17 protein-coding genes are annotated in these 20,737 nt (G+C 70.9%); 8 read left to right on the top strand and 9 right to left on the bottom strand.

Annotation, left to right across the window (positions count from 1 at the left end; all coding sequences use genetic code 11):
- Window positions 1–66 precede the first annotated feature (66 nt).
- From JOL79_RS25265 to JOL79_RS25235, 7 genes are all read right to left on the bottom strand, one after another.
- Complete coding sequence (locus JOL79_RS25265) at window positions 67–819, bottom strand: succinate dehydrogenase/fumarate reductase iron-sulfur subunit (protein ID WP_210158381.1); 753 nt, start codon at window positions 817–819, stop codon at window positions 67–69.
- The gene (locus JOL79_RS25260; RefSeq protein WP_210158380.1) at window positions 819–2,705 is read right to left on the bottom strand and encodes a fumarate reductase/succinate dehydrogenase flavoprotein subunit; all 1,887 of its coding nucleotides are present in this window, start codon (window positions 2,703–2,705) and stop codon (window positions 819–821) included. Before JOL79_RS25260 ends, JOL79_RS25265 begins: the two co-directional genes overlap by 1 nt.
- 10 nt (window positions 2,706–2,715) lie before the next feature.
- Complete coding sequence (sdhC, locus tag JOL79_RS25255) at window positions 2,716–3,501, bottom strand: succinate dehydrogenase subunit SdhC (protein ID WP_210158379.1); 786 nt, start codon at window positions 3,499–3,501, stop codon at window positions 2,716–2,718.
- Between the two features lie 145 nt (window positions 3,502–3,646).
- The gene (locus JOL79_RS25250) at window positions 3,647–4,081 is read right to left on the bottom strand and encodes a response regulator (protein WP_210158378.1); all 435 of its coding nucleotides are present in this window, start codon (window positions 4,079–4,081) and stop codon (window positions 3,647–3,649) included.
- A complete protein-coding gene (locus JOL79_RS25245; RefSeq protein ID WP_210158377.1) occupies window positions 4,074–5,648 on the bottom strand; it encodes a sensor histidine kinase in 1,575 nt (524 codons plus the stop codon). The genes JOL79_RS25250 and JOL79_RS25245 overlap by 8 nt, the downstream gene beginning before the upstream one ends.
- Complete coding sequence (locus tag JOL79_RS25240; RefSeq protein WP_307848717.1) at window positions 5,645–6,862, bottom strand: PP2C family protein-serine/threonine phosphatase; 1,218 nt, start codon at window positions 6,860–6,862, stop codon at window positions 5,645–5,647. The genes JOL79_RS25245 and JOL79_RS25240 overlap by 4 nt, the downstream gene beginning before the upstream one ends.
- A gap of 29 nt (window positions 6,863–6,891) precedes the next feature.
- Window positions 6,892–7,833, bottom strand: a complete 942-nt coding sequence (locus JOL79_RS25235; RefSeq protein ID WP_210158376.1) for a LysR family transcriptional regulator — start codon at window positions 7,831–7,833, stop codon at window positions 6,892–6,894.
- 189 nt (window positions 7,834–8,022) lie between these two features.
- Between JOL79_RS25235 and JOL79_RS25230 the strand changes: the two genes are divergently transcribed.
- The 4 genes from JOL79_RS25230 to JOL79_RS25215 all read left to right on the top strand — a co-directional run bounded on the left by JOL79_RS25230 (window position 8,023) and on the right by JOL79_RS25215 (window position 12,086).
- A complete protein-coding gene (locus tag JOL79_RS25230; RefSeq protein ID WP_307848716.1) occupies window positions 8,023–8,826 on the top strand; it encodes a succinate dehydrogenase cytochrome b subunit in 804 nt (267 codons plus the stop codon).
- A complete protein-coding gene (locus JOL79_RS25225; RefSeq protein WP_210158375.1) occupies window positions 8,823–10,748 on the top strand; it encodes a fumarate reductase/succinate dehydrogenase flavoprotein subunit in 1,926 nt (641 codons plus the stop codon). The genes JOL79_RS25230 and JOL79_RS25225 overlap by 4 nt, the downstream gene beginning before the upstream one ends.
- Window positions 10,745–11,485 carry a succinate dehydrogenase/fumarate reductase iron-sulfur subunit gene (locus JOL79_RS25220; protein ID WP_210158374.1) on the top strand — a complete coding sequence of 247 codons (741 nt, stop codon included), beginning with the start codon at window positions 10,745–10,747 and terminating at the stop codon, window positions 11,483–11,485. Before JOL79_RS25225 ends, JOL79_RS25220 begins: the two co-directional genes overlap by 4 nt.
- A gap of 133 nt (window positions 11,486–11,618) precedes the next feature.
- Complete coding sequence (locus JOL79_RS25215; RefSeq protein WP_210158373.1) at window positions 11,619–12,086, top strand: STAS domain-containing protein; 468 nt, start codon at window positions 11,619–11,621, stop codon at window positions 12,084–12,086.
- A 36-nt stretch (window positions 12,087–12,122) separates the two neighbouring features.
- Here JOL79_RS25215 and JOL79_RS25210 read toward each other — a convergent pair whose 3' ends face one another.
- Entirely contained in the window at window positions 12,123–12,464 is a 342-nt protein-coding gene (locus JOL79_RS25210; RefSeq protein ID WP_210158372.1) for an STAS domain-containing protein, read from the bottom strand.
- Window positions 12,465–12,632: 168 nt separating this feature from the next.
- Between JOL79_RS25210 and JOL79_RS25205 the strand changes: the two genes are divergently transcribed.
- Both JOL79_RS25205 and JOL79_RS25200 read left to right on the top strand, forming a co-directional pair.
- Window positions 12,633–14,336 (top strand): ABC transporter ATP-binding protein, encoded by a 1,704-nt coding sequence (locus tag JOL79_RS25205; protein ID WP_210158371.1) that lies wholly within the window; start codon window positions 12,633–12,635, stop codon window positions 14,334–14,336.
- 2 nt (window positions 14,337–14,338) lie between these two features.
- Window positions 14,339–16,087, top strand: a complete 1,749-nt coding sequence (locus JOL79_RS25200) for an ABC transporter ATP-binding protein (protein WP_210158370.1) — start codon at window positions 14,339–14,341, stop codon at window positions 16,085–16,087.
- Between the two features lie 78 nt (window positions 16,088–16,165).
- Here the strand turns inward: JOL79_RS25200 and JOL79_RS25195 are convergent, their stop codons facing one another.
- Window positions 16,166–18,238 carry a prolyl oligopeptidase family serine peptidase gene (locus JOL79_RS25195; RefSeq protein WP_210158369.1) on the bottom strand — a complete coding sequence of 691 codons (2,073 nt, stop codon included), beginning with the start codon at window positions 18,236–18,238 and terminating at the stop codon, window positions 16,166–16,168.
- A 243-nt stretch (window positions 18,239–18,481) separates the two neighbouring features.
- Here JOL79_RS25195 and JOL79_RS25190 point away from each other — a divergent pair, with 243 nt between their 5' ends.
- Together JOL79_RS25190 and JOL79_RS25185 are read left to right on the top strand one after the other, a co-directional pair.
- A complete protein-coding gene (locus JOL79_RS25190) occupies window positions 18,482–19,891 on the top strand; it encodes an AAA family ATPase (RefSeq protein ID WP_210158368.1) in 1,410 nt (469 codons plus the stop codon).
- Entirely contained in the window at window positions 19,888–20,538 is a 651-nt protein-coding gene (locus tag JOL79_RS25185) for a hypothetical protein (RefSeq protein ID WP_210158367.1), read from the top strand. Before JOL79_RS25190 ends, JOL79_RS25185 begins: the two co-directional genes overlap by 4 nt.
- Window positions 20,539–20,737 lie beyond the last annotated feature (199 nt).

Raw genomic sequence — 20,737 nt, 5'->3', positions numbered from 1 at the left:
GGGCCAATCATCCCGACATGAAGAAGCGCCGGCCGGAAGGTCCCGGCCGGCGCCCTCGGACGACGGTCAGCTCGACCGCTTGAAGATCTTGGAGCCGAGCCAGACCAGCGGGTCGTACTTCCGGTCGACGACGCGCTCCTTCATCGGGATCAGCGCGTTGTCAGTGATCTTGATGTGTTCGGGGCAGACCTCGGTGCAGCACTTGGTGATGTTGCAGTAGCCGAGGCCGTGCTCCTCCTGCGCGCTCTCCTTGCGGTCCGCCACGTCGTACGGGTGCATGTCGAGCTCGGCGATCCGCATGAGGAAGCGGGGCCCGGCGAAGGACTGCTTGTTCTCCTCGTGATCGCGGATCACGTGACAGACGTTCTGGCACATGAAGCACTCGATGCACTTGCGGAACTCCTGCGACCGCTCGACGTCGATCTGCTGCATCCGGTACTCGCCCGGCTTGACGTCGCTCGGCGGCGTGAACGAGGGGATCTCGCGTGCCTTCTTGTAGTTGAACGACACGTCGGTGACGAGGTCCTTGATGACCGGGAAGGTCCGCATCGGCGTGACCGTGATGGTCTCGCTCTCCTCGAACGTCGACATCCGGGTCATGCAGCCGAGCCGCGGCCTGCCGTTGATCTCCATCGAGCACGACCCGCACTTGCCGGCCTTGCAGTTCCAGCGGACCGCGAGGTCGGGAGCCTGGGTGGCCTGCAGTCGGTGGATGACGTCGAGGACGACCTCGCCCTCGTTCACCTCGACCGTGAAGTCCTCCAGGCGGCCCTCGCCGCCCTCGCCGCGCCAGACGCGGAACTTCGCCTTGTAACCCATCACGACTCCTTGACCGCGGCGTCGTAGTCCGCCAGCTCGTCCTCGGTGAGGTACTTCTCCAGCTCCGACCGCTCGAACAGGCTGATCAGGTCGGCCCGCATGCCGGGCTGGACCTGCTCCTCCACGGTGACGGCGGAGCCGTCCGCCTGGGCCGCGCAGACCAGGAGCCTGCGCCGCCACTCGGGGGACATGCCCGGGTGGTCGTCGCGGGTGTGGCCGCCGCGGCTCTCCTCGCGCAGCAGCGCGGCCCGCGCCACGCACTCGCTCACCAGCAGCATGTTGCGCAGGTCGATGGCGAGGTGCCAGCCCGGGTTGTAGATCCGGCTGCCGGCCGACGCGGTGTTCTTGGCCCGCTCCTTGAGCTTCTCGATGACCTGGAGCGCCTCGGAGACCTCCTCCGCCTTGCGGATGATGCCGACCAGGTCGTTCATCGTGCGCTGCAGCTCGTGGTGGACCTCGTACGGGTTCTCGCCGCCGGTCCGCTCCAGGGGCGCGAGGGCCTCGGCCCTGGCCTCCTCCAGGCCGGTCACCGCGGGGCGCTTCGCCAGGCCGTCCACGTACGCCGCCGCGCCCGCGCCCGCCCGCCGGCCGAAGACCAGCAGGTCGGACAGCGAGTTGCCGCCCAGGCGGTTGGAGCCGTGCATGCCGCCGGAGACCTCACCGGCCGCGAACAGGCCGGGCACCGACGACGAGCCGGTGTCGGCGTCGACCTCGACGCCGCCCATGATGTAGTGGCAGGTCGGCCCGACCTGCATCGGCTCCTTGGTGATGTCGACGTCGGCCAGCTCCTTGAACTGGTGGTGCATCGACGGGAGCCGCCTGATGATCTCCGCGGCGGGCAGCCGGGAGGACACGTCGAGGAACACGCCGCCCTGCGGTGACCCGCGTCCCGCCTTCACCTCGGCGTTGATGGCCCGGGCGACCTCGTCACGCGGCAGCAGCTCCGGCGGGCGGCGGTTGTTGGCCTGGTCGTTGTACCAGCGGTCGCCCTCCTCCTCCGTCGTGGCGTACTTGTCCTTGAACACGTCCGGGATGTAGTCGAACATGAACCGGCGGCCCTCGCTGTTGCGCAGCACGCCGCCGTCGCCGCGGACCGACTCGGTCACCAGGATGCCCCGCACCGACGGGGGCCAGACCATGCCCGTCGGGTGGAACTGGATGAACTCCATGTTGATCAGCTTGGCGCCCGCGAGCAGGGCAAGCGCGTGGCCGTCGCCCGTGTACTCCCAGGAGTTCGAGGTGACGACGAACGACTTGCCGATGCCGCCGGTCGCAAGCACCACGGCCGGCGCGTCGAAGACGATGAACTCGCCCGTCTCGCGCCAGTAGGCGAACGCCCCGGAGATCGCGTCGCCGTCCTTGAGCAGCCGGGTGACCGTGCACTCGGCGAAGACCTTGATGTACGCCTCGGGGTCGCCGTGCAGCTTCTCGTCCTCCTGCTGCAGCGCGACCACCCGCTGCTGCAGCGTGCGGATCAGCTCCAGGCCGGTCCGGTCGCCGACGTGGGCGAGACGGGGATACTCGTGCCCGCCGAAGTTGCGCTGGCTGATCTTGCCGTCCTTGGTGCGGTCGAACAGCGCACCCCACGCCTCCAGCTCCCAGACGCGGTCCGGGGCCTCCTTGGCGTGCAACTCGGCCATCCGCCAGTTGTTGAGGAACTTGCCCCCGCGCATGGTGTCACGGAAGTGCACCATCCAGTTGTCGTCGGGGTTGACGTTGCCCATCGCGGCCGCGGCGCCGCCCTCGGCCATGACCGTGTGGGCCTTGCCGAAGAGGGACTTGCAGACGATGGCCGTCCGCTTGCCCTGCTGCCGCGCCTCGATCGCCGCGCGGAGACCGGCTCCGCCGGCCCCGATGACGACGACGTCGTATTCGTGACGCTCCACTTGAAGATCCTTAAGCGAACGGGAAGTTGATGACGCCCTTGGCGACGAGCCGGACGTAAAGGTCGGCGATCATGACCGAGAACAGCGAGGCCCAGGCGAACTGCTGGTGCCTGGCGTTGAGCTTCGAGACCAGCGTCCAGGCCTTGTAGCGCAGCGGATGCCTGGAGAAGTGGTTCAGGCGCCCGGCGGTGATGTGGCGGCACGAGTGGCAGCCGAACGTGTAGCAGAGGATCAGGACCGCGTTCGCGACGAGGATCCAGCTGCCCAGCCCCGCGGGGTTGTGCACCACCGCGAGCACCGCGTCGTACGAAAGGATCAGGCCGATGACGATGGCCAGATAGAAGAAGTAGCGGTGGATGTTCTGCAGGATGAGCGGCAGACGCGTCTCACCGGTGTACTTCCCGTGCGGCTCGGCCACGGAGCACGCGGGCGGCGACAGCCAGAACGACCGGTAGTAGGCCTTGCGGTAGTAGTAGCACGTGAGCCGGAACCCGCCGGGCAGGCCGAGGATCAGCAGGCCGGGCGGCAGCGCGTACCAGGCGCCGAACGGCGCGAGCCCGAGGAACCGCGCCCCCTCGGGGCAGGATGTCGCCAGGCAGGGCGACGCGAACGGCGCGATGTACGGATCGGCGAAGTAGCTCTTGTCGAAGATCGCCCAAAATCCATAAATCAGGAATGCCAAGAGTCCGGCGAATGTCAGCGCCGGAGCGAGCCACCATCGGTCGGTGCGGAGCGTCCGCACCCTCAACTGTGCGCGTTGTTTCCTGGCCGGGCTCTCGGCCGTTGTCTGGGTCATCGGAGACCTTCCACCGTCGCTGACGCCGCGCACGCCGGGACGCTCGCGCCGAACGCCTCTGGCCGCGCGTATTTGGTGGGGGAAAGATTACGACGAGCACATCACGAACTGTGAGGAGGGTCACGCCCACCCACTGTGATTCCCGTCACTTCCCCGGCAGTTTCACCACGCCGACGAAGAACTCATCGATCTGCCGCACCACATGAGTGAACCGGTCGAAATCCACGGGCTTGGTGATGTACGCGTTCGCGTGCAGGTTGTATCCCTGCAGGATATCCTGCTCCGCCTCCGATGTGGTGAGGATCACTACCGGGATGACCCGCAGCGCCGGGTCCTGCTTGATCTCGTCGAGCACCTCGAAGCCGTTCATCCGCGGCAGGTTGAGGTCGAGCAGCACGAGATCGGGCCGGGCCACCCCCTCGTGCCTGCCCTGCGCGCGCAGGTAGGCCAGCGCGTCCTCGCCGTCGTTCACGACCCGCAGGATGTTGGCGGTGTTCTGGGAGAACGCCTCCTGCGTGAGAAGCACGTCGGCGGGGTCGTCCTCCACCAGAAGGACGTCGATCGGACCGAACTCATGCATCGGAATCTCCCGCGGGGGGCAGCGTCCAGCGGAACGTCGAGCCTGGCCGTGCGTCCGCATCGAGCCAGATCCGGCCGCCATGGTAATCGATGATCTTCCGGCAGAGCGACAGGCCGATGCCGGTCCCCGGATAGACGTCGCGCGGATGCAGCCGCTGGAAGATCAGAAAGATCCGTTCGGCATATCTCGGATCCACCCCGATCCCGTTGTCGGCGCAGCTGAACTCCCACATGTCGCCGTCGCGCCGTGCGCCGATGTGGACGCGCGGCGGTTCCTCCGAACGGAACTTCAGGGCGTTGCCGATCAGGTTCTGGAACACCTGCGTCAGCAGTCCGGCGTTGCCCACGACCCTGGGCAGCGGGTCGTGGGTGATCTCCGCGCCGGTCTCCGCCACAAGCGTGTCCAGGACGCGCAGGGCCCCGGTCAGCGCCTCACCGGAGTCCATCGGGACGCGGTCGCCGCCGACCCGGCCGACCCGCGACAGGTCGAGGAGATCGTTGATGAGGGCCTGCATGCGCCGGGCGCCGTCCACGGCGTACGCGATGTACTGCTTGGCCCGGTCGTCGAGGCGGTCGCCGTAACGCTGCTCAAGCATCTGGGTGAAGCTCGCCACCTTGCGCAGCGGCTCCTGCAGGTCGTGGCTGGCCACGTAGGCGAACTGCTCCAGCTCGGCGTTCGACCGGCTGAGCTCCTCGGCCTGCTCGGCCAGCCGCTGGCGGGCCTGCGAGGCGGACTCCCACTCGGCCATGATCCGGCGGCGCATCCCGTCGATGTGGCCGGACAGCTCCCAGAGCTCGGCCGGGCGCTCGACGCCGATCTCGTGGCCGAAGTCGCCGGAGGCGACCGAACGCACCTGCCCGGCGAGCCGGGCCACCGGGCCGACGATCGCCCGGCGGACGATCATCGCGCAGCCCGCCACCGCGATCACCAGCGCGCCGATGAGCAGCAGGACCGCCCGGTAGAGGGTGTCCCAACCGGCATGGAGCTGGGCCTTCCCGTAGGCATGCAGCTCGTCGAGCAGGGCCTGCTGGGTGGCCAGTTCGGCCCGTACGGGCGTGAAGAGCGACACGTTGGCCGCCGCGAGCTCCGGAGTTATCGTGGCCTTGCCCGCCGTGGGCACGGCCGAGGCCACCCGCTCGGTGTAGCCGTCACGCCAGGCGGCGGTGGCGGCCGACAGGCGGTCGAGGCTCGCCCGGACCCGGTCGGCTCGCGGCAGCCGGGGGAGCAGCGCCCGGACGGTGCGGAACGCGGCCGCCTCGTCGGCCATCCCCTCCCGGTACGCCCCGAGATACTGCGCGTCGCCGGTGAGCCCGTACGCCCGGATGGCGCTGCCCTGCGCCTGCAGAGCGGTGGTGATCTGCAGGGTGTTGAGCGCGGCCGGGCCGATGACGTCCACCAGGGTGTCCCGCGCGTCGCTGGTGCGGGCCAGCGCGATCAGGATCGCGGCCACGGCGACGGTGAAGACGAGCGCGACGGCCGTCCCGGCGAGCAGGAACCAGCGGCCGACGGTCAGGCGCCCGCGCCCCGCGTCCGCCGCCAGCGGGGGAAGCGGTTCGAGCCCTGTCATCCCGCGTCCCGCCGGGTCTCCGGGCGATCCGGGTCCGGCCCGGCCGGGCCGCGGGAGACGAGGACCGCCGCCACGTCGTCGTGGACGGCGTCTCCCAGGCTGGAGATGATCCGGTCGAGGTCGATGCGGGCGTGGTCGCGGATGAGCTGGAGCAGCCCGTCGGTGCCGAGCAGGTCGCGGCTGTCGCCGACGGTCGCCTCGATCAGCCCGTCGGTGTAGAGCAGCAGCGACCAGCTCTCGCCCAGATCGAGGTCGAGGGGCGTCCACTCGACGTCGGGGAAGATGCCGAGCGGGGGCCCGGACGGCATGTCGGTGACCACGTCGATGCCGCCGTCCCGGAGCAGAAGCGGCGGGGGATGACCCACCACGTGCATCCGGGCGCCGGCGAGGTCGGGCGCGATGGTCGCGATGCAGAGCGTGGTGAAGATCTCGGGCGACTTGCGCTCGTGCCTGAGCACCGTGTCGAGGGTGCGGAGCATGGCGTTGCCGGTCCGCCCCGACAGCACCAGGGTGCGCCAGGCGATGCGCAGGGCGGCGCCGAGGGCGGCCTCGTCCGGCCCGTGGCCGCAGACGTCGCCGATGACGACGTGGACCGCGCCGTCGGGGGTCTGGACGGTGTCCCAGAAGTCGCCCGCCAGCAGACCGCCCGTCCGGCCGGGCAGATAGCGGGCCTGGTGGCCGAGCGCGGCGGCGTCGAGCAGCGGGACGGGGAGCAGACCGCGTTCGAGCCGGGAGTTCTCCTTGCTCAGGATCCGCGCCTGGAGCAGCTCCCGCATGGCCAGGTCGGCCCGTTTGCGCTCGATCGCGTAACGGATCGCGCGGATCAGCAGCCGGGCGTCCACGTCCTGCTTGACCAGGAAGTCCTGGGCGCCCGCCGCCACGGCGTCGATCCCGACGTGGGCGTCGTCCAGGCCGGTGAGCACGAGCACGGCGGTGTCCGGCGCCATCGACAGCACCTGTTCCAGCGCCTCCAGCCCCATGGCGTCGGGGAGGGACAGATCGACCAGGACGCAGCGGACGTCGGGCGTCAGCCGTTCGCGGGCCTCGGAGAGCGATCGGGCCCAAGTGATCTTGGGTGGCCTCTCGGCGCCTGCGAGCAGTTCCTCGACGAGGAAGGCGTCTCCCGCGTCGTCCTCGATCAACAGGAGCACGAGCTGGTCCGGCAGGCCGGGTGAGGCGAGGGTCACGAACGCCTCTCGGGGGAAGGGGGTCACGGTCGGGACAAACTTACCGTCGCCAGGGGCTACGCCGACGGAATCCGGGAGGTCGCGAGCGCCTCGATGCCTGCGGGGAGCGTGCCGTCGCGCGCGGCGTCCGTGAGGAACGTCAGCAGCGTGGCCCGGAACGCCTGGGCGGCCCTGGTCGGCTCCACGTCCTTGCGATGGGCGAGCGCCACGGTCCGCCGGAGCCCGGGAACCAGCGGCGTCCCGATGAGCCGGGGCCTGTTGTCGAGCACCATCGACGGGACCACGGCGATCCCCAGCCCCGCCTCGACGAACCGCAGCACGGCGTCCATCTCGCCGCCCTCCACCGCGAAGCGCGGCTCGAACCCCGCCTGGCGGCACGCGGCGAGCGTCGCCTCGCGCACGTCGTAGCCCCGGCGGAACATCACCATGGGGCGGCCGCGCAGCTCGTCGATCCGCATGTGGGAGCGGCGTGCCCGGTCGGAGACCGAGGCGACGACCAGGTTCTCCCGCAGGATCTCCTCGGTCACCAGGGCGGGATCGCTGCTCTGCAGCGGCAGGATGATGAGCGCCAGGTCGAGCTGGCCGCGGGCGAGGTCGCGGACCAGGTCGCGGGAGCCGCCCTCCTCGACGCGCAGCTCCACCCCGGGATAGTCGCCGTGGTAGCGGGCCAGCACGTCGGCGAGCAGGCCCGCGCACAGCGACGGCGTGGCGCCCAGGCGGACTCTTCCGCGTCGCAGCCCGGCCAGCTCCGCCACCTCCCGGCGGGCGGTCTCCGCGTCGGCGAGGATCCGGCGGGCGAGCGGGAGCAGCGCCTCACCCGCGGCGGTCAGCGTGACGTTGCCCCGGGCACGGCTGAACAGCGGCGCGCCGAGCTCCGTCTCCAGCGCCCTGATCTGCTTGCTGAGCGACGGCTGGGCGACCCGCACCGCCTCCGCGGCCTGCGTGAAGTGCCGGGTCTCGGCCACCGCCACGAAGTACGCGAGTTGCTGGAGCTGCACGTCTCCCAACCGTACGGCCAGGGCCGAAGGTCGGTTCCCGTGGGGCCGGGTGTTGTGAGTTTCCTCGCATCCGGGCGGCACGGCCGGAGAGCGCCGGCCGTGCCGGGCAGAGCGCATAGCCGGGGGCTATCGAAACCAGATCCGCCATGACTTGGACGCCTGAATCGGACGAACCTAGCGTGAGCAGACGTGACAGCCACTGTTGACCACCCCGTTGACCAGGGCTCCGCCGGTCGTGGGCAGGCCACCACGCCGGTGCCCGCGCCCACCCGGTCCGCGCGGCCCGCACCCGGTCCCGCCGCCACGCCGGGACGCCGCCCGCGGCGCGGCCTGTTCGCCTCGTCGAACGGCAAGAAGGCCGTCATGGCCGTCACCGGCGCCGTTCTCGTGCTCTTCCTCGTCGGCCACATGCTGGGCAACCTGAAGATCTTCCTGGGGGCCGAGGAGTTCAACGACTACGCGGAGTGGCTGCGCACCGTCGGCGCCCCCGCCGTGCCGGGCCGGACGCTGCTGACGATCACGGAGATCGTGCTCGTCGTGTCGGTCGCGCTGCACATGTGGTCGGCGATCTCCCTGGCGCGGCGCGCGGTCAGGGCGCGGCCGGTCAAGTACGCCGCCCGGCGCAGGTCGCAGGCGTCCGGCTACGCCACCCGCACCATGCGGTACGGCGGTGTGATCATCGTGCTGTTCGTGATCTGGCACCTGCTCGACATGACCTTCGGGGTGGTGAACCCCGAGGGCGGCGACGCGACGCCGTACGCCCGGATGGTGGCCGGGTTCCAGCCGTCACGCTGGTGGATCACCCTGTTCTACCTGGTCGCACTGGTGATGGTGGGTCTTCACCTGCGGCACGGCCTGTGGAGCGCCTTCCAGACCCTCGGCCTGGCGCGCCGCCGCCGGGCGCTCAAGGCGGGCGCCGCCGTGGTCTCGGCGGTGCTCGTGCTCGGGTTCGTCGCCGCGCCCGTCGCCATCATGATCGGAGTGGTCAAGTGAGTTACACCGTTGGTGAGCCCATCCGCGACACCAAGGCTCCCGATGGGCCGATCGAGGAGCGCTGGGACACCCGGCGCTTCCAGGCGAAGCTGGTCAACCCGGCCAACAAGCGCAAGCTGACGGTCATCGTCGTCGGCACCGGCCTCGCCGGGGGCTCCGCAGCCGCGACCCTGGGCGAGCTGGGCTACAACGTCAAGTCGTTCTGCTACCAGGACTCGCCGCGCCGGGCGCACTCCATCGCGGCGCAGGGCGGGATCAACGCGGCCAAGAACTACCGCGGCGACGGCGACAGCGTCTACCGCCTCTTCTACGACACGGTGAAGGGCGGCGACTTCCGCGCCCGCGAGTCGAACGTCTACCGCCTCGCCCAGGTCAGCGTGAACATCATCGACCAGGCCGTGGCCCAGGGCGTGCCGTTCGCCCGTGAGTACGGCGGGCTGCTCGACACCCGGTCCTTCGGCGGCGCCCAGGTGTCCCGCACGTTCTACGCCCGGGGCCAGACGGGCCAGCAGCTGCTCCTCGGGGCGTACCAGGCCCTGGAGCGGCAGATCGCGGCCGGGACGGTCGAGATGCACACCCGCCACGAGATGCTCGAACTGATCGTCAGCGGCGGGCGGGCCCGCGGCGTCGTGGTCCGCGACATGGTCACCGGCGAGATCGAGACCCACCTCGCCGACGCGGTCGTGCTCGCCACCGGCGGCTACGGCAACGTCTTCTTCCTGTCCACCAACGCCAAGGGCTGCAACACCACGGCGATCTGGCGGGCGCACAAGCGGGGCGCCTACTTCGGTAACCCGTGCTTCACCCAGATCCACCCGACCTGCATCCCGGTCAGCGGCGAGTACCAGTCGAAGCTGACGCTGATGTCGGAGTCGCTGCGCAACGACGGCCGCGTCTGGGTGCCGCTGCGCAAGGGCGACGACCGCGCGCCCGGTGACATCCCCGAGGACGAGCGCGACTACTACCTGGAGCGCATCTATCCGGCGTTCGGCAACCTCGTGCCGCGCGACATCGCCAGCCGGGCCGCGAAGAACGTCTGCGACGAGGGCCGCGGCGTCGGCCCCGGCGGGCTCGGCGTGTACCTCGACTTCGCCGACGCCATCGCCAGGCTGGGCCGGGAGGCCGTCGAGAAGAAGTACGGCAACCTCTTCGAGATGTACGAGCGCATCACCGGCGAGAACCCGTACGACGTGCCGATGCGCATCTACCCCGCCGTTCACTACACGATGGGCGGGCTGTGGGTCGACTACGACCTCCAGTCGACCATCCCGGGTCTGTTCGTGATCGGAGAGGCCAACTTCTCCGATCACGGGGCCAACCGGCTCGGCGCGTCGGCGCTGATGCAGGGCCTCGCCGACGGCTACTTCGTGCTGCCCACCACGATCGGCGACTACCTCGCGGGCGCCGGCTCGTTCGGGCCGGTGGACGACGCCGACGTGGCCGAGGCGCGCGCGTCCGTCACCGGCAGGATCGAGAAGCTGCTCTCGGTGAACGGCACCCGCACCGCGGACTCGTTCCACCGCGAGCTGGGCCGCCTGATGTGGGACCTGTGCGGCATGGAGCGCACCGAGGAGTCGCTGCGCAAGGCGCTGGAGCGGATCCCCGAGCTGCGCGAGGAGTTCTGGAACAACGTGAAGGTGCCCGGCGACCCCGACGGGCTCAACCAGGCGCTGGAGCGGGCCGGCCGGGTGGCCGACTTCTTCGAGCTGGCCGAGCTGATGTGCGTCGACGCCCTGCACCGCGACGAGTCGTGCGGCGGTCACTTCCGGGCCGAGTCGCAGGACGCGGACGGTGAGGCGCTGCGCGACGACGACAACTTCGCCTACGTCGCCGCCTGGGAGTGGAGCCCGCGGGGCCCCGTCCTGCACAAGGAAGAACTCGAGTACGAGTACGTGAAGATGAGCCAGCGGAGCTACAAGTGAACCTGACCCTGAAGGTCTGGCGGCAGAACGGCCCCTCGGACAAGGGGCGGATGGTGACCTACCGGGTCGAGGACGTCTCGCCGGACATGTCGTTCCTGGAGATGCTCGACGTCCTCAACGAGCGGCTCATCCTGGAGGGCGACGACCCGGTCGCCTTCGACCACGACTGCCGCGAGGGCATCTGCGGCATGTGCGGCATGGTCATCAACGGCGTCGCGCACGGCGAGCAGCGCGCCACCACGACCTGCCAGCTCCACATGCGCCACTTCGAGGACGGCGCCACGGTCACGATCGAGCCGTGGCGGGCCGCGCCGTTCCCGGTGGTGAAGGACCTGGTCGTGGACAGGTCGGCGTTCGACCGGATCATCCAGGCCGGCGGCTTCGTCTCCGTGCCGGCCGGATCGGCTCCGGACGCCCACGCCGTGCCCGTGCCCAAGGAGGACGCGGACGCGGCCTTCGACGCGGCCACCTGCATCGGCTGCGGGGCGTGCGTCGCGGCCTGCCCGAACGGCTCGGCCTCGCTGTTCGCCGCCGCCAAGATCACCCACCTGGGTCTGCTGCCCCAGGGTCAGCCGGAGCGCGACTCCCGGGCCAGGGCGATGGTCGAGCAGATGGACGCCGAGGGCTTCGGCGGCTGCACCAACACCGGCGAGTGCACCGCGGTCTGCCCCAAGGGCATCCCGCTGGACGCCATCGCCCGGATGAACGCCGACTACCTCAGAAGCGCCACCCGTTGACATCCGGTCTCCCCGACACCGGTCCGGATTAAGGACGACCGTTCCTCTCGACGGGGACATGACAGAACCTCCTCCTGGGTATGGTCGATGCACGCCGTCGCGTCTGCCGTGAACCCGCAGGCGAGGAGTGGAGATGTACGTGTCCGGGCCGCGAGCGAGGTTGACCGTGGAGTCCGCGTCCGACCGGGACGCCGTGGTCGTCCGCCTCGCCGGGGAGATCGACGCGGGCACCGTCCATCTGCTGGGCGAGGAGCTGCGCCGGGTCTGGGAGACGCCGGGCCTGGCCGTCATCGTCGTCGACGCGGCCCGGGTGGAGTTCTGCGACTCCCGCGGCCTCAGCGAGCTGATCACGGCCATGCAGCGCGGCCAGGCGTCCGACGTCCCGTTCCTGCTGGCCGGCGTGCACGGAGTGCTTCGCCGGGTGCTCACGATCACCGGCCTGCGCAACGTCTTCGAGCGGCATCCGACGGTGGCGGCCGCGCTGGAGAGCGTCCGCGGGCCCGCCGCCGCGGGCGGCCCGGCTGACACGGGCGCCGCGGGCGGCGCGGGTGGACGGGATGGCGACGCCGACGGACTGTTCGAGGCCGCCGGCGACCGCTGACGTCAGGCCCGGGGAGCCCGGCCCCCGGAGCGCGGTTCAGCCGCGGGCCGCGTCGGCGACCGTGTCGTAGATCGGGAAGGCCGAGCGCAGACCGGTGACGGTGAGGATCCGCAGGACCGCCCCGTGGACGCCGGCGAGCCGGAGGAAGCCGCCCGCCTCGGTGAACAGGTCGAGATATTCCAGCAGCAGGCGCAGCCCCATGGAGTCGCAGAAGGTCAGGCCGCCCGCGTCCACGATCACGTCGGTGTGTCCGTCCTGCAGCACCTTCGCGAGGGAGGCGCGCAGGTCGTCGGCCGAGATCACGTCGAGTTCGCCCGTCAGGACCACGACGGTGTGTGTCGCCTCCCGGCCGACCCGTACGGCAAGTCTGGTGGTCATCTCCGCCTCGTCCCGAGGATCTACAGAGAAGTTACACCCCTGAGTATCACGGGGCCCACGTGGCGGCGGAACCGTCGCGCCCGGCCCCGAGAGCCGCGCGTGCGCGGCCGGCGCCCGGCCGAAAACCGTTTGCCCCCTGAGCTGCGATCTTGCGAGCCTGGAGTAATCATGCACTCCATTCCCGCCGCCGATCCCGGCACACCCGACGCCCGTGGCGCCTTCCGGTACCTCTGGTGGATGGCACGCGAGCACAGGACGCCGTTGCTCGGCGGGATCGGGCTGGCGAGCGTGTGGTGGCTGGGCCAGGCCCTCGTCCCGGCCGCCATCGGCAAGGCGATCGACGCGTTCACCGCCCTCGACACCGGCCTGCTCGTCCGATGGACGGCCGTGGTGCTGGGCCTCGGGGCGGTGCAGGCCGCCGCCGGGGTGCTCAGGCACCGCCTGGCGGTCCTGCTCTGGCTGTCCGCGGCCTACCGGACGGTGCAGGTGACGGTGCGCCAGGCGACCCGCCTGGGCGCGACGCTGCCCAAACGGCTGTCGACCGGCGAGGTCGTCAGCGTCGGCAACTCCGACATCGCGCACATCGGCAACGCGATGGAGATCATGCTGCGCGGGAGCGGCGCGGTGGTCGCCATCGGCGCGGTGACCGTGATCCTGCTCACCACCTCGCCGTCGCTCGGGCTGATGGTGCTCGTCGGCGTGCCGCTCATGGTGGCGGCCGTGGGCCCGCTGCTCCGCCCGCTGCACCGGCGCCAGCACCGGCAGCGCGACCTGCAGGGCGACCTGGCCACCCGGGCCTCCGACATCGTGTCGGGCCTGCGGGTGCTGCGCGGCGTCGGCGGCGAGGAGGTCTTCGCGGAGCGCTACCGCGAGGAGTCGCAGGGCGTGCGGCGGGCCGGGGTGCGGGTCGCCGCCGTCGAGTCGGCGCTGGAGGGCGCGCAGGTCCTGCTGCCGGGCCTGCTCACCGCCGCCGTCGTCTGGGTGGGCGCGCGGTACGCGCTGGACGGGCGGATCAGCCCCGGCCAGCTGGTCGCCTTCTACGGTTACGCCGTGTTCCTGGTCGCCCCGCTCAGGACGGTGACCGAGGCCGCCGACAAGATCACCAAGGGTCACGTCGCCGCCCGCCGGGTCTGCCGGATCCTGTCGCTGGAGCCCGAGATCTCCGGTGGCGACGGACGGCGGGCCGCGCCCTCCGAGGGGGAGGCGGCGCTGCGTGACGCGGAGTCCGGGGTCACGCTCCAGCCGGGACGCCTCACCGCCCTCGCGGCCGCCGTCCCGGAGGAGGCCGCCGTCATCGCCGACCGGCTCGGCCGATACGCGCCGGGCGAGGTGACGCTCGGCGGCGTGCCGCTGGCGGACCTGCCGGTGCCCGAGGTGCGGCGCCGCGTGCTGGTCGCCGGCGACACGGCCCGCCTGTTCACCGGCCGGCTCCGCGACGAGCTCGACGTACGCGGAACGGCGACGGACGGCGAGGTGAGGCAGGCCCTGTTCGCCGCCTGCGCGGAGGACGTCGTCGAGGCGCTGCCCGAGGGACTCGACGCCCAGGTGGCCGACTCGGGCCGGGAGTTCTCCGGCGGCCAGCGGCAGCGCCTGCGGCTGGCCCGCGCCCTGGCCGCCGACCCCGAGGTCCTGATCCTCGTGGAGCCGACCAGCGCCGTCGACGCGCACACCGAGGCACGCGTCGCCGAGCGGCTGGTCAAGGCCCGCGCCGGGCGCGCGACGCTCGTCTGCACGACGAGCCCGCTCGTTCTCGACCGCGCCGACCTGGTGCTGTACGTCGAGAACGGCCGGGTCAGGGCCGAGGGCACCCACCGGGAACTGCTCCGCACCGAGCCCGGATACCGATCGACCGTCACCCGAGGGGAGGGCTGAGCGTGTCCCGGCAGATCCTTCCGGTCGCCGACCGGGCCCAGGTGCGCGCCTACGCCCGGCGGCTGACGCTGAGATATCCGCGCGAGCTCTCCGCCGCGCTGCTGCTGCACGCGCTCGCCGCGCTGTCGGGCCTGGTGGCGCCGCGGCTGCTCGGCGGGCTCGTGCAGGCCGTGGCACACCGTTCCCACGACGTGGACGTCGGCGGGGTCGCTCTCGCCATCGCGGGGTTCGTGGTCGCGCAGGCCGTGCTGGTCAGGTTCGCCGTCTACGCGTCGTCGCGGCTGGGCGAGAAGGTGCTCGCCGAGCTGCGGGAGGACTTCGTCGACCGGGTCCTCGCCCTGCCGCTGTCCACCGTCGAACGGGCCGGGTCGGGCGATCTGATCACCCGGACCTCCCGGGACGTCGACGCGCTCTCGCGGACCGTGCGGCAGGCCGTGCCGGAGACGCTCATCGCGATCGTCACCGGAGTGTTCATCCTGGTGGCGGTCGTCATCGTCGGCCCGCTGCTGGCCGTGCCCTCGCTGGTGGCCGTCCCCGTGCTGTGGGGCTCCACCCGGTGGTATCTGAACCGGGCCAGGGACGGCTACCTGCGGGAGAACGCGGCGTACGCGGAGCTGACCGAGGGGCTGGCCGAGACGGTCGAGGGCGCCCGCACCGTGGAGGCGCTGGGCCTTGAGCGCCGCCGCCGTGACCGGACCGACGCCGACATCACCCGGTCGTTCGCGGCGGAGCGGTACACGCTGGGCCTGCGGATGGTCTGGTTTCCCCTCGTCGAGTTCGGCTACGTGATGCCCGTCGTGGCGACCCTGCTGACCGGCGGGTTCATGCACGCCGCGGGCTGGGTGGAGATCTGGCAGGTCACCACCGCCACGTTGTACATCCAGCAGCTCGTCGACCCGCTCGACCGCCTGCTGTCGTGGGTGGACGAGCTCCAGGTCGGCGGGGCGTCGCTGGCCCGGCTGCTCGGCGTGGCCCAGGTGCCCGATGACCGGGCGGCGGGCAGCGCGCGGCCGGACGGGGAGGAGCTGCGCGCGTCCCACGTGCGGTACGCCTACCGGGAGGGCCACGACGTGCTGCACGGCATCGACCTCGACGTGCGCCCCGGCGAGCGGCTCGCGATGGTCGGGCCGTCCGGTGCGGGCAAGTCGACGCTCGGCCGGCTGCTGGCCGGGGTGCACGGCCCTCGGTCCGGCGCGGTCACCGTCGGCGGGGTCCCGCTGGTGGAGCTGCCCCTCGGTGAGCTGCGCGGTCATGTCGCGCTCGTCACGCAGGAGCACCACGTGTTCCGCGGCAGCCTGCGGGACAACCTGCTCATCGCCCGGCCGGACGCCTCCGACGCCGACGTGCGCCACGCCATGGAGGCCGTCGACGCGTGGGAGTGGGCCGCGGCCCTCGACGGCGGGCTCGACGCGGCCGTCGGCTCAGGCGGGACGACCCTCTCGCCCGCCCAGGCGCAGCAGGTCGCGCTCGCCCGGCTCGTCCTGGCCGACCCGCACACGCTGGTCCTCGACGAGGCGACCTCGCTCATCGATCCCCGGGCCGCCCGGAACCTGGAGCGGTCGCTCGCCGCCGTGCTGGCGGGCCGTACCGTGATCGCGATCGCGCACCGGCTGCACACCGCGCACGACGCCGACCGCGTCGCCGTCGTCGAGGACGGCCGCGTCACCGAGCTGGGATCGCACGACGAACTGGTCGCCGCCGGAGGTGCGTACGCGGCCCTGTGGGGCAGCTGGCACGGCGGCGCCACCTGAGCGAGGGGGTGGGCGGGTCCACGCCCACCCCCTCTTCACCACGACCGGCGCATCCGGACGCCCGTGGCTTCCGGCTGTTCAGCGCCGGAAGCCCTCGGCGCCCAGAGCCGACGTGAGGAACTGGAGCTGGAGCAGCAGCAGGTTCTCCGCGACGACCTCCTGCGGGGTCATGTGCGTGACCCCCGACAGCGGCAGCACGGTGTGCGGCCGGCCGGCCGCGAGCAGCGCCGACGACAGCCGCAGCGTGTGGGCGGCCACCACGTTGTCGTCCGCGAGTCCGTGCACGAGCAGCAGCGGACGCTCCAGCTTGGCCGCGTCGGCGAGCAGCGACGACGCCTCGTAGTGTCCCTCGTCCGGGTGGCCGAGGTAGCGCTCCGTGTAGCACGTGTCGTAGAGCCGCCACTCGGTGACCGGAGCGCCCGCGACCGCCGCGTGAAACACGTCCGGCCGCCGCAGCACCGCCAGCGCCGCCAGGTAGCCGCCGAACGACCAGCCCCTGATGGCCACCCGGGAGAGGTCCAGGTCGTCCGGGTGCAGCGCCGCCACCGCCTGGAGGGCGTCCACCTGGTCCTCCAGCGAGAGCGTGAAGTCGTGCCACATCTCCCGCTCGAACGCCGGCCCCCGTCCGGGCGTGCCCCGGCCGTCGGCCACCACCACGGCGAAGCCCTGCTCGGCCCACCACTGCGGCTCCAGGAAGGCGCGCCGGGCCGACAGCACCCGCTGCGCGTGCGGGCCGCCGTACGGGTCCATCAGGACGGGCAGCCGGGCCGAGCCGGGCACGTGCCACGACGGCAGTAGCAGGGCGGTCCGCAGCTCCCTCGCCCCGGCCCGCAGCAGGGACACCCGCGGCTCCAGGCCCGGGCGTTCGGCCAGCGAGCCGATCGGCACGCTCGTGCCGTCGGGGCGGACCACGGTCACCGACGTGCCCTCGGTGTCGAGGCTCTGGCGGGTGATCAGGGTCAGCCCCGCCGTGCGTCGTCCCGCGTGCACGCCGGGCTCGGTCGTCACAGGGGTGACGGCGCCTCCCGCGTAGGTCCACAGGTGAATCTCGTCGGGCTCGCCCGACGCCTGGAACAGCACGGTGTCGCCGTCCACGTCGAGGACGGCGCGGACCTGCAACGACGGCGGCGTCACCGGCTCGGCGCCGACGACCAGGCGATGCCCCCCGTCTGCGTCGGCCGCCCAGACGAGCGTGCCGTCGGACAGGCGGGCCGGCACGCCGGTGACGATGTCGACCCAGGCGGCGTCGCTGTCCTCGCGGACGAGGGAGGTCGCGCCCGACTCCGGGTCTACCGTGAGCAGGCGCATGGTCCGCTGGTCGCGCGAGAGCGTGACGATCATCGGCCCGTGGGCGCCCCACGAGGCCGTCACCAGATATTCCTGCTCGAACGGCACCGCCACGCGCGAGCCGTCGAGCCCGAACACCGAGAGCGTGACGACGGCGTTGGCCGTGCCGGCGGCGGGGTAGCGCTGCGGCACCGCGGGCCGGTCGGGGTTGGCGGGATCGGCGATGTGCCACAGCGGCACCGGAGACTCGTCGACGCGGGCCGCCAGCAGGCGGTCGCCCGAGGGAGACCACCAGTAGCCGCGCATCCGTTCCATCTCCTCCGCCGCGATGAACTCGGCGAGGCCGTACGTGACCCGCTCGTCCTCGGGGGCGGCGAGAACGCGGTCCGCGCCGCTCGCCACGTCGAGGACGTGCAGCGCGCCCCCCGTCACGTACGCCACCGTCTCGCCCGAGGGGGCGAGCCGGGGATCGATCGCCGGGCCCGCGGCCCCGAGCGCCCGGACGTCGCCGGAGGCCAGGTCGGCCAGGTAGAGCCCGCCGGACAGTGCGAAGACGGCCCGCCGGACCGCGTTGTCCGTGGCGTAGGACACCACGCCGCCCGCGGACTCCCTGGACCGCTCGCGGCGGGCCCGCTCCTCCGGCGGCAGGTCCTCGTCGGCGGCGCCGAGCGCCATCGGGTCGACGACCAGCCGCTCGCGGCCCGTCGCCACGTCGAGCTCCCAGAGGCAGGTGACGGGATCCGTCCCTGATCTGGCCCGGAGGAAGATCACCCGGGCGCCGTCGGGGGAGATGGTGAAGCCGCGCGGCACTCCGAGGGTGAAACGCCTGGTCCGTGCCTGCAACCGAGGGAAGCTGTCCGTCATGGACCCTCATCCTGCCAGGGACGGCCCCGCCAAGAAGGGCCGCCCCGACAGCCGGCCGCCAGAAGCCTCCGCCGCGTGCCATGTCCCCTAGCGGGCGCGATGCGGATTGCAAACGATCAATCCAGCCGGGCTGCGATGTCTCAAGACGACGAGAACAAGAGCCCGATCAGCGACGGCCTGAAGGAGACCGGCGGACGATGGATTGCGGCTCCGGATATGGGATGCTGTCTGCAGGGAGGGACCATGCTTACGCGGCTGGAGGTCGACGGCTTCAAGAACCTCATGGGCTTGGAGGTTGATTTCGGGGCGTTTACCTGTATCGCGGGCGAAAATGGCACGGGCAAGTCCAACGTCTTTGACGCGATCCAATTCCTTAGTCTGCTGGCGGACAAATCCCTGCTGGACGCCGCGCAGGAGGTCCGTGGAGTCCATGGTGAGCGCCTCGGTGATCCACGGGACCTGTTCTGGAACGGATACAACTCCGATAAGCGCCGGATCCGCTTCGCCGCCGAAATGATCGTTCCGTTGCGGGTCGAGGACGACTTCGGTCGCGAGGCACGGCCGACGATCTCGTACCTGCGATACGAACTGGTCCTTGGCTACGCGCCCCCCACGGGAATCGAGAAAATCGGCCGCCTGACCTTGCTCGCGGAAAATCTACGGCACATCAGTCTGGGCGAAGCGCCGAAACGCCTGGGCTTTCCGCACAGTGCTACCAAGTTTCGCGCCGCGGTATTGAGGGGACGGCGCGGTGGTGCGGCCTTCATCTCCACCTCCGTCGAGGACGGGCAGCAGATAATCCGCATACACCAGGATGGCGGTGGCCGTGGTCAGCCGAAGCCGGCCGCCGCGTTCAGGGCGCCGGCCACAGCGGTGAGCACCGTAACCAGTAACGATGAGCCCACAATTCTCGCGGCCCGGCGTGAGATGCAGTCCTGGCGCAGGCTGGCACTGGAACCCTCCGCGCTCAGGACATCCGACAGTTACGTCGACCCGAGAACCATGGACGCGAAGGGCCGACACCTCCCCGGCACGTTGTTCCGAATCGCGCATCGTGACGGTGATCTCGATCCCGAGCGGGTCTACACGCGGGTCGCCAACAGGCTCGCCGACCTGAGTGGCCTGAGAGTTCGGGGCCTTTCCGTAGATCAGGACGACGTTCGCGAACAACTGTCGGTACGGCTTCACGAGGCAAGCGGCCTGACTTTGCCGGCGCGCAGTCTGTCGGAGGGGACTCTGCGGTTCCTCGCCCTGTGCGTACTGCTCGAAGACCCCTCCGTGACGGGCTTGATCTGCATGGAGGAACCCGAGAACGGAATTCACCCCGGCAACCTCGACGCGATGGTCAGCCTTGTCGAAGATCTCGCCGTCGACCCCATGGATACTCCGGGGGACGAAAACCCCCTTCGCCAGGTGATCGTCAACACTCATTCACCGGCGATAGTCCAGCTGGTCGATCCGGAAGATCTGCTGTTCGCCGATACTGCGATGACGCTGTCGCCCGACGGGACCATGGCTCACGCCCTGCGCCTCCGCCCGCTGGCAGAGACATGGCGGGCCCGCCGAGGGCCCACGACGCCGGTTAGCAGGGCGGACATCCTCCCATACCTCACCACGCCACCGGGAGCGCAGCTACGCCTGGAGACCGCATGACCCTGCGTGTGCTCTTCCTGGCAGAGGGAACAAGCGACAGCGGACTCATTCGGCAGATCGAAAGGATCGCCGTCGAGGCACACGTGGATATAGCGGTCACGCATCCGGACCTGGCCCGGCTTCCAAAACCTCCAGGCCCCGGCGTGGCGGCCAAACTGCGGGCCGTCCTTGAGATAGACGGCTCCTATGACCTCCTTCTTATCCACCGAGACGCCGATCGCGACGGCCGGGACGCGCGTATCGCTGAGATCTTCGACGCGGTAGACAGGAACGCACCAGGCACACCGCACACCGCCATCATCCCGGTTCGTATGACAGAAGCCTGGTTGCTCGTCGACGAAGCAGAAATTCGAGTCGTGGCCGGCAACCCGAACGGGAAAGTCAAGATCGACCTTCCCGCTGTATCCAGGGTCGAGTCCATCCCCGACCCCAAATCACTGCTGAAAGAGAAGCTCGCGCTCGCTTCCGGCCTCACCGGTAGGAAGCTGCAGAAATTCAATCAGAGGTTCCCGCAGAACCGACGGCTCCTCCTGGAGCGCATAGATCCCGATGGCCCCATCGCCAAGGTGCCCTCTTGGTGCGCCTTCGTAACGGATCTGAAGGCTGGGCTATGGCACGCGACCGGCTCGCAGGACAGAGCCAGGTAGACGAACACGGGCGGCGGGGCTTCCGGTGAGCGTCCGCGTCCATCCAACGGCTCGACGCGCGCGATGACCTAGTACTCCAGCCGTAGTTCCTGATCAGGGCTCGTAAACAGCTTGCCGCCGGTAATGGCTGACTCGGGCGCGGGCTTGATGGCGTCGCCGCCACCACGACCAGCGGAGTAGGTCGGTCATGCTGTGGGCG

The organism is Microbispora oryzae (genome assembly GCF_017896165.1).
Classification (GTDB): domain Bacteria; phylum Actinomycetota; class Actinomycetes; order Streptosporangiales; family Streptosporangiaceae; genus Microbispora; species Microbispora oryzae.
The sequence above is the reverse complement of the archived record's forward strand: the minus strand, read 5'-3'. Positions and strand labels throughout refer to the sequence as shown.